Annotated in this window: 6 protein-coding genes; 5 read left to right on the top strand and 1 reads right to left on the bottom strand. The window is 61.9% G+C overall.

Annotated elements, in window-relative coordinates; genetic code table 11:
* Positions 1–580: amino acid--tRNA ligase-related protein (locus QZ638_RS20290; RefSeq protein ID WP_295813729.1), on the top strand; the 580-nt coding region annotated here is incomplete at its 5' end.
* 156 nt (positions 581–736) lie between these two features.
* Here QZ638_RS20290 and QZ638_RS20285 read toward each other — a convergent pair.
* Positions 737–1963, bottom strand: a complete 1227-nt coding sequence (locus tag QZ638_RS20285) for a hypothetical protein (protein WP_295813728.1) — start codon at positions 1961–1963, stop codon at positions 737–739.
* 116 nt (positions 1964–2079) lie between these two features.
* Between QZ638_RS20285 and QZ638_RS20280 the strand changes: the two genes are divergently transcribed.
* The 4 genes from QZ638_RS20280 to QZ638_RS20265 all read left to right on the top strand — a co-directional run.
* Positions 2080–2946 carry an alpha/beta hydrolase gene (locus tag QZ638_RS20280; protein WP_295813726.1) on the top strand — a complete coding sequence of 289 codons (867 nt, stop codon included), beginning with the start codon at positions 2080–2082 and terminating at the stop codon, positions 2944–2946.
* 76 nt (positions 2947–3022) lie between these two features.
* Complete coding sequence (parC, locus tag QZ638_RS20275) at positions 3023–5281, top strand: DNA topoisomerase IV subunit A (protein ID WP_295813725.1); 2259 nt, start codon at positions 3023–3025, stop codon at positions 5279–5281.
* 50 nt (positions 5282–5331) lie between these two features.
* Positions 5332–6486 carry a D-alanyl-D-alanine-carboxypeptidase/endopeptidase AmpH gene (ampH, locus tag QZ638_RS20270; RefSeq protein ID WP_295813723.1) on the top strand — a complete coding sequence of 385 codons (1155 nt, stop codon included), beginning with the start codon at positions 5332–5334 and terminating at the stop codon, positions 6484–6486.
* A gap of 123 nt (positions 6487–6609) precedes the next feature.
* Positions 6610–8959, top strand: a 2350-nt coding sequence (locus QZ638_RS20265) for a Tex family protein (protein WP_295813721.1), incomplete at its 3' end; no start/stop codon positions are given.

The raw sequence follows: 8959 nt of genomic DNA, 5'->3' as shown, positions 1-8959 counted from the left end.
TCCGAAGAAATTCGCCTCCTTCGCCGGAGACGCCCGTACCCGCGCCGGCGAGGAACTCGATCTGGTCGACCGTGACCGCTTCGAACTCGCCTGGATCGTCGACTTCCCGTTCTACGAGTGGGACGAGGAGGAAAAGCGCGTCGATTTCGGCCACAACCCCTTCACCATGCCGCGCGGCGGCCTCGGCGCGCTGGAGAACGAGGATCCGCTCAACATCAAGGCGTGGCAGTACGACCTCGTCTGCAACGGCTTCGAGATCGCGTCCGGCGGCATCCGCAACCATCTGCCGGAGGTGATGGTCAAGGCGTTCGAGAAGGTGGGTTTCGACCAGAGTGAAGTTGAGGAGCGCTTCGGCGGTCTTTATCGCGCGTTCCAGTATGGTGCGCCGCCCCATGGCGGCATGGCGGCGGGCATCGACCGCATCGTGATGCTGCTCGTCGGCGCAAAAAATCTGCGCGAGATCACCATGTTCCCGATGAACCAGCAGGCGCAGGATCTCTTGATGGGAGCCCCTTCGGACGCGAGCCCGGCGCAGCTTCGCGAGTTGAACCTGCGTGTGGCGCCGGTCAAGAAAGACTGAAATATCGGCGGGTCTTGGCCCTCGCACATGCCTGATCGTCGTGAAACGGAACGACCTTGCCCGGTGGGGCAGGGCCGTTTTTGCTGCTCAGTGCTGCTCCCCCCAAAAAAGCCAGGCCGTTCTTGCTGGCCTGGCTCGCTTGGACAGTGACATGGATTACTGGTTCGCGGTGACCGAGAGGCCCACCTTTTTGGCCAGCGCCTCGGGCGAGCCCATGGCTGTGCCCATCAGAACGGCGAACGGCATCGGTTCTTCCGGCGCGACGCGGATCGTGATGTTACGCGGATTGTCGAGATAGGTGGTGAGTGCCTTGGAAAGGCTCTGCGTCAGGTCCGGGCCGAGATATTGGCCGGCCATGAGCGGCACGATCGCCTTGGTTTGCTGAGCTACATCTTCCGGCTTGATACGTTGCTGGTCGGCGACATAGGAAAGCACCTTGCCGGTCAGCGAGGCGTCGGAGAAGCGGATCGACGCGCCGTGCAGGCTGAGCTGTTGCATGAGACCGAGCATGGCTAGGCCTTGCGCCTGCTTTTGCTCCTCGGTGCCGCTTTCCATTTTTTTCTGCATTTCCTGCAATGTGCGGATGAACTCGGTTGTGTATCCGCTAATGTCGGCAGTGATCGCCAGAGTTCCCGCATTGTCGATCTTGGCGTCATAGCGGGAAAGCTTCATACGGCCATCTTCCAGGCTCCAGCTGCCTGCAATATCGACGCGGCCGGACAGTTCTTCATATCCGTATTCCTTAAGCTTGGCGCGCGCTTCTTCGCTATTGGCGAGAGTTGCGACATCGACCCAGAAGCGCTCGGCGGCGCCATCGAAAGACAGTTCCTGAGTTCCCTCGCCGAGCGTGTTATCCACGTTCAGCGATTCGAGGGTAAAGACCGGTGCTTCTCCCTGGTCGACACGCGCCTCATCGAGTGCGAAACGACGGTATTGCATAAAGCCGCCATAGGGTGCGTCCGCGCTTTCCTTCGGCAGAATGAGGCCTTCGGCGGTCAGGCCGCTCAACGCAATATCGAAACCGTTCTCCGATTGTTCGAAACTGTCGATCGCAATGTGAGCGACCTCATAGAGGCTGTCGGTCTCGCTCACATCTTCCAAAACGAAGTCGCCGAGCTCAACCTTCGCATCGACATCGACCAGGCCGAGGGTAGCACCCTCAAGCACGATCGAATCGCCATCCCGGCGCACGCCGGTCCAGTCAGCGATCAGGCCCTGATCGCCGAGCAGCGTTTTGTAGCGGGCGGCGACCTCCTCCGCCTCCCAGGCCCAGGCGGGCTGCAGCGCCGTTGCCGAAAACAGCGCAACGAGCGAGAGGGACTTCAGCTTGGTCACGTGGCTGAGCATGGGAATTTCCTTGAAATTGCTTAAGATAACAGTCATCCAACGGCTCAATCGCCGGGAATTGCGGTCTGAGGATGACCTGCGGGCAATCCTGTGTCAATTTTGCGGTGCCGGATTGGTTTATCGGCCATCAAAACCCTTGGGAGAGGTTGAGAATGCGGGCATTGGGGCAATTGGGGGCAAGCCTTTTTCTGTTGGTTCTGATTTCGTTTGCCGCGCACGCGGTCGAACTTCATGAAGGCATCACCTACCGGCACGGCTTGAAGCTCGATATTCACGCTCCCGATCGTCCCGGCAGGGCATCTCAGGCGGGCGTGGTGCGCATGAATCTGTTCTCTTTCGGCGGCCGCAAGACGCCCGTGGTGATCTATGCCCATGGTGGCGGCTGGGTGAAGGGCACCCGCAAGAAAGTGTATTCGATGCCGGAGTGGCTGACGGCGCGCGGCTACATGCTCGTCGCGATCGATTATCGCAAGGTGCCGCAGACCACGATCGACGGGCAGGTGAACGATCTTTCGGCGGCGATTTCCTGGGTGCGCTCCAACATTTCGCGCTATGGCGGCGATCCTTCGCGGATCGTCTTGATGGGGCATTCGGCCGGCGCACACCTGGTGGCAATGGCTGCCGCACGCAATGTTGCGGGTTCCGTGCGCGGGGTGATACCAAACGACGTTCAGGCCTACGACATGGTGGCCTATGCCGGCATGCGCGGATCGCTTGGCTATCCCTATATCAATGCCTTCGGTTCGGATCCTAACGACTGGGTGCGCTGGTCACCGGTAACCTATGCCCGTCGCGGAACGGGCTTTCCACCGCATCTGTTTTTGCATTCGGGCTCCAACGGCGCGCGGCGCAAGGCTCTGACCAATGGCTATGCCAATCTCTTGAAGGCGCGCGGCGCCCGCGCGGCGGTCTTCGATGGCGGGCGTTATACGCATGGCTCGATTGCCCGGAAACTCGGCCAGTCGGGAGATGCCGCGACAGCCACAATCGAGCGTTTCCTGGCACAGGTCACGCGTTAGTTTGCGCTACGAACGAGCCACGGCCCTTTTGCCATAACCTCTTGCCGCGAATCACCCGCTGGTCTAACCGGAGATCATGGGAAAAGATTTGCTTCCGCCCGGAGGCGACGGCGGCGATGCCGTCGAGCCGGTCGATCTGAAAAAGGCGCTCGAGGAGCGCTACCTCGCCTATGCGCTGTCGACGATCATGCACCGTGCGCTGCCGGATGTGCGCGACGGGCTCAAGCCCGTGCATCGGCGCATCGTCCACACCATGCGGCTTTTGCGGCTGAGCCCGGATCAGGGCTTCGCCAAATGCGCCCGCATCGTCGGCGACGTGATGGGCAAATTCCACCCACATGGCGACCAGTCGATCTACGATGCGCTGGTGCGTCTGGCGCAGCCCTTCGCCATGCGCTATCCGCTGGTCGACGGGCAGGGCAATTTCGGCAATATCGACGGCGATAACGCGGCCGCCATGCGCTATACCGAAGCGCGCATGACCGAGGTTGCCTCGGAAATCCTGACGGGCATCACCGAGGATGCGGTCGATTTCCGTCTGACCTACAATGAGGAAGACGAGGAGCCCATTGTGCTCCCCGGCGCTTTTCCGAACCTTCTTTGCAACGGCTCGTCGGGCATTGCCGTGGGCATGGCGACGTCGATCCCGCCCCACAACGCGGCCGAGGTTTGCGATGCAGCCTTGGCTGTAATCGACGATCCCGACGTCGATCCGGAGCGGCTGCTCGATTTCGTCAAAGGCCCGGATTTTCCGACCGGAGGCATTATCGTCGAAGACCCCGGTTCGATCCGCGAGGCTTATGCGAGCGGGCGTGGCGGATTTCGTGTGCGCGCCCGTTGGCAAAAGGAAGACCAGGGCCGCGGCACCTGGACCGCGGTTGTTACAGAGATTCCCTATGGCGTGCAGAAATCGCGGCTGATCGAGAAGATCGCCGAGTTGATCATCTCGCGCCGGTTGCCGCTTCTGGAAGACATCCGCGACGAAAGTGCGGAGGACATCCGTATCGTTCTGGTGCCCAGGAGCCGTACGGTGGCGCCGGAGCTTTTGATGGAATCCGTTTTCAAGCTGACCGATCTGGAAAGCCGCTTTCCGCTCAACATGAATGTGTTGTCGCGTGGCAAGGTGCCGGGCGTCCTGTCGCTCAAACAGGTGTTGCGCGAATGGCTCGACCATCGCCGCGACGTGCTTCTGCGCCGATCGCGTCATCGGTTGGCGGAGATCGAGAAAAGGCTGGAAATCCTTGCCGGCTATCTCGTTGCCTATCTGAACATCGACGAAGTGATCCGCATCATCCGCGAGGAAGATGAGCCGAAGAAGGTGATGATCGCACGCTTCGAGTTGACGGACACGCAGGCCGAAGCGATCCTGAACATGCGCCTGCGCTCCCTGCGCAAGCTCGAGGAATTCGAGATCCGCAAGGAGTTCGAGAAGCTTTCGGAGGAAAAGGCCGGTATCGAGGCGCTGCTGGGATCCACCGCGCGACAGTGGAAAACGGTGCGTTGGGAAGTGGCCAAGGTACGCCAGACCTTCGATCCCGAGAAGAATCCGGGCCTCGGTGCACGCCGTTCCACTTTCGCCGAAGCGCCCGAACACGATCTGGAGGATGTACACGAGGCGTTGATCGAGCGCGAGCCGATCACCGTGGTCTTGTCCGAAAAGGGCTGGCTGCGGGCCATGAAGGGGCATCTGGCCGATTTTTCCACGCTTTCCTTTAAGGAAGGCGACAGTCTGAAAATCGCTTTCCATGCGCAGACGACCGACAAGATCCTGCTTTTCACCACCGGCGGCAAGGTTTTCACCGTCGGCGCCGATCGCCTGCCGGGTGGTCGCGGCCATGGCGAACCCGTTCGCATTATGGTGGACATGGACAACGACCAGGCCATCGTCACGGCGTTCGCGCACGATCCCGAGCGCAAACTTCTGGTCGCCTCCCATGCCGGCAATGGCTTTATCGTTGCCGAAAAGGAGATCGTGGCCAACACTCGCAAGGGCAAGCAGGTCATGAACGTTAAGGCTCCGGACGAGGCCAAGCTCTGTCTGCCGGTTTCGGGCGATCACGTGGGTGTGGTCGGCCAGAATCGCAAGCTGCTCGTCTTCCCACTTTCCGAAGTGCCGGAGATGACGCGCGGCAAAGGGGTGCGCTTGCAGCGCTACAAGGATGGCGGCGTTTCCGACATCAAGACGTTCGCCATGGAGGAGGGGCTTTCGTGGAAGGATTCGGCTGACCGCACCTTCGTCAAGACACGTGAGGAGCTCACCGAATGGATGGGCAACCGCGCTGCCGCCGGGCGTATGGCGCCGAAAGGATTTCCACGCACCGGAAAATTCGGATGAGTGCCGCGATATAGGCGCAACGGCCACGGTGCAAGCACAGGAGGGGTGAAATGCTGCACTGGAATGGAAAGAGCCTTCGGGCTGCAACGCTTGCGCTGGTGGGATGTGTCGGGCTGGCGCAGCCCTCCTCGGCCGAAGACCGGCTGTTGAGTGACGCCGTCGAATTTTCCGGGCAGGTTCTTTATCTGCAGACCGATGTTCCAGGCCTCGTGATCGGTGCGGTCCGCAACGGCGAGACCGCAGTGTTCGGATTCGGCGAGAGGTCCAAGGGAAGCGGCGAGGCACCGGACGGCGATACACTGATGCGTGTCGGGTCCGTAACCAAGGTTTTCACCGGTGCGGTTCTGGCGAGCCTCGTTGCAGACGGTATGGTCAAGTTCACGGACCGGCTGCAGGATCGCATCGGGTGGGATGTGACCGTGCCGGCCTTGGACGACAAACCCATCCGCCTGATCGATCTCGCTACGCACACTTCTGGCCTGCCGCGCGAGGTCGACCGGGAACCGGGCCCGGAAAACAACCCCTTTTCAACGCTGACGAAAGGGACTTACGAGAAGGCGCTGGCCGAAGGTGTGCAGCTTTTTCCGGCGGGAACCGGTGGGCTCTATTCCAATTTCGGTTTCGACATGCTGGCCGTTGCGTTGGGGGCTGCGGCAGGCAAATCCTATCACGCTCTGCTTTCCGAGCGGGTGCTGGACCCGATCGGTCTTCAGGACACAACGCTTACACCGAGTGAGACCGACCGCGATCGTTTGATGCAGGGGCACAATTTTGACGGTTCGCCGCTGCCGGATGTGCCCAATACACCCGTTATGGCCGGTGCAAGCGGGCTCTACACAACTGCCAACGATATGTTGAAATGGCTGCAGTGGCATCTGGACCGCTTCGCGCCGGATATGGCGGAAATGCGGCTGCTGAACCATGCCGCGTATGTGCAGCGCGATGCGCTGGATCCTATCTACGGGTTCGACGAATCCGGGCAGATGGATGCGATGGCGCTTGGCTGGATCGTGATGCAGCCGGACGGTGACCGTCCGCTGATCCTTCAGAAAGCTGGCGGTCTGCAGGGCATGTTCGTGTATCACGCATTTGCGCCGACCCGCGGCGTTGGTGTGTTCGTAGCCGTCAACGAGTTCGATTTCTCGGCCTCGGCGCTGATGGCCGAGATGGTGAACGGTCTGATTTCCGATCTCGCTCCTCGCTAGGACACAGGATGCCGTTGCTCTGGCAGAAACGATACGCTGCGACTGTGGAAAAGCCGCTCTTGTGAGCAGCGGGCTGTGGCGAATGACACTATCTTCGCCGCACTCACCGATTCAGGAATTCGCATGTCCGCAGACCTCAAACGCATCGCCGCCCTCATTGCCACCGAGATCAGCGCCAGGCCGGAGCAGGCTCAGGCGGCCATCGGTCTCCTGGATGAAGGGGCGACCGTGCCTTTCGTCGCGCGCTATCGTAAGGAAGTCACTGGCGGGCTCGACGACACGCAGTTGCGCACGCTTGCCGAGCGGCTTTCTTATCTGCGCGAACTCGATCAGCGTCGCGACGCGATCCTGGGATCCATTCGAGAGCAGGGCAAGCTGACGGAGGAACTGCAAACGAAGATTGCCGCCGCGACCACAAAGGCGGAGCTTGAAGACATTTACCTGCCGTACAAGCCCAAGCGGCGCACCAAGGCCCAGATCGCGCGCGAGCGAGGGCTGGGGCCGCTGGCCGATGCCATTCTCGCGGATCGCTCCAAAGCCCCGGCAGATCTGGCAAAGGATTACCTTGGCAAGGACGTGCCGGACGAAAAAGTGGCGCTCGACGGGGCGCGGGACATTCTGGCAGAGCAGTTTGCCGAAAATGCCGATCTGGTCGGAAAACTGCGCAACCATATGAAGGACCGCGCCGTCCTGCGCGCCCGTGTTGTCGAGGGCAAGGAAGAGGCGGGCGCGAAGTTCTCGGACTATTTCGACCATTCCGAGCGTTGGGCCGGCGTGCCGAGCCACCGCGCGCTCGCCATGCTGCGCGGCCGCAACGAGGATGTGCTGGCGCTCGATCTGGAAGTGGATGCGGACGACACAAGCCCGCTCAAGCCGGCAGTGCGCATGATCGCGGCGGCCTATGAGATCGGCGGACAGCATCCCGGCGACCGGTGGCTGATGGAGGTTGCCGGCTGGACATGGCGCGTAAAGCTCTTCCTGCACCTCAATCTCGACCTGATGCGCGACCTGCGCGAACGGGCCGAGGAAGAGGCGATCAACGTGTTCGCCCGCAATCTGAAGGATTTGCTTCTGGCAGCGCCCGCCGGCACGCGCGCGACGCTCGGTCTCGATCCGGGCATCCGCACCGGGGTCAAGGTGGCCGTGGTCGATGCGACGGGCAAACTGCTCGACACGACCACGGTTTATCCGTTCCCGCCGCGCAACGATCTGCGAGGCAGTCAGGCCGAACTGTCAGCCATGATCCGCAAGCACGGCATTGAGCTGATCGCCATTGGAAACGGCACTGGCAGCCGTGAAACAGAAAAGCTGGTGGCCGACATGCTCTCGGACATGCCTGTGCCCAAGCCGCTCAAGGTGGTGGTTTCGGAGGCTGGCGCGTCGGTTTATTCGGCATCGCCCACGGCGGCGGCTGAGTTCCCCACTCTCGACGTGTCGCTGCGCGGGGCGGTCTCGATCGCGCGCCGTCTGCAGGATCCGCTGGCGGAGCTGGTGAAGATCGAGCCGAAGTCCATCGGTGTTGGCCAGTATCAGCACGATGTGGATCAATACCGTCTGGCAAAGGCGCTCGATGCCGTGGTGGAAGATGCGGTGAACGCGGTCGGCGTCGACCTGAATACCGCTTCCTCCTCGCTTCTGGCGCGGGTGTCGGGGCTCGGCGCATCGATTGCCGAGGCCATCGTCGCGCATCGTGATGCCAATGGCGCGTTTTCCAGCCGCAAGCAGCTTCTGGAGGTGGCCCGGCTCGGCCAGCGCACCTTCGAGCAGTGCGCGGGCTTCCTGCGCATCCAGAATGGCATGGAGCCGCTGGATGCCTCCTCGGTTCATCCGGAGGCCTACGGTGTGGCGCGCAAGATCGTCTCTTCCTGCGGGCGCGATGTGCGTTCGTTGATGGGCGATGCCGGTGCGCTCAAGGCGCTCGACCCGCGCGTCTTCGTGGATGAGCGCTTCGGTCTGCCCACGGTGCGCGACATCATTGCCGAGCTTGAGAAGCCGGGCCGCGACCCGCGTCCGGCCTTCCGCACAGCCACTTTCGCCGAGGGCATCGACGACATCAAGGATCTGAAGCCGGGCATGAGCCTTGAGGGCACGGTGACCAACGTTGCCGCCTTCGGCGCGTTCGTGGATATCGGCGTTCATCAGGATGGGCTGGTGCATGTCTCCCAACTCGCCGACCGCTTCGTGAAGGATGCGCATGAGGTGGTGAAGGCCGGCGATGTGGTGAAGGTGCGGGTGCTCGAAGTCGACATCAAGCGCAAGCGCATCAGCCTTTCCATGCGCAAGGACGCCGGTGGCGCCAGCGGTGGACCGGGTTCTGCCGCCGGTGCCGGTCGCCCGCGACGCGCCGGCGTCCGAGTCGCCGCCGCTCGCGCTGTCGGCGGCCGCGCATGTGCGCGCGCTGATGGACGCGTGACGGGGGTAGGCAAAGAGGGGAAGTATGACGTCGCGCGTAGCCCCGGCACCGGAAGAAATC

Origin of the sequence: uncultured Nitratireductor sp. (genome assembly GCF_913053745.1) — a bacterium.
Taxonomy (GTDB): domain Bacteria; phylum Pseudomonadota; class Alphaproteobacteria; order Rhizobiales; family Rhizobiaceae; genus Nitratireductor.
This window is presented reverse-complemented; position numbering and strand designations above follow the sequence as displayed.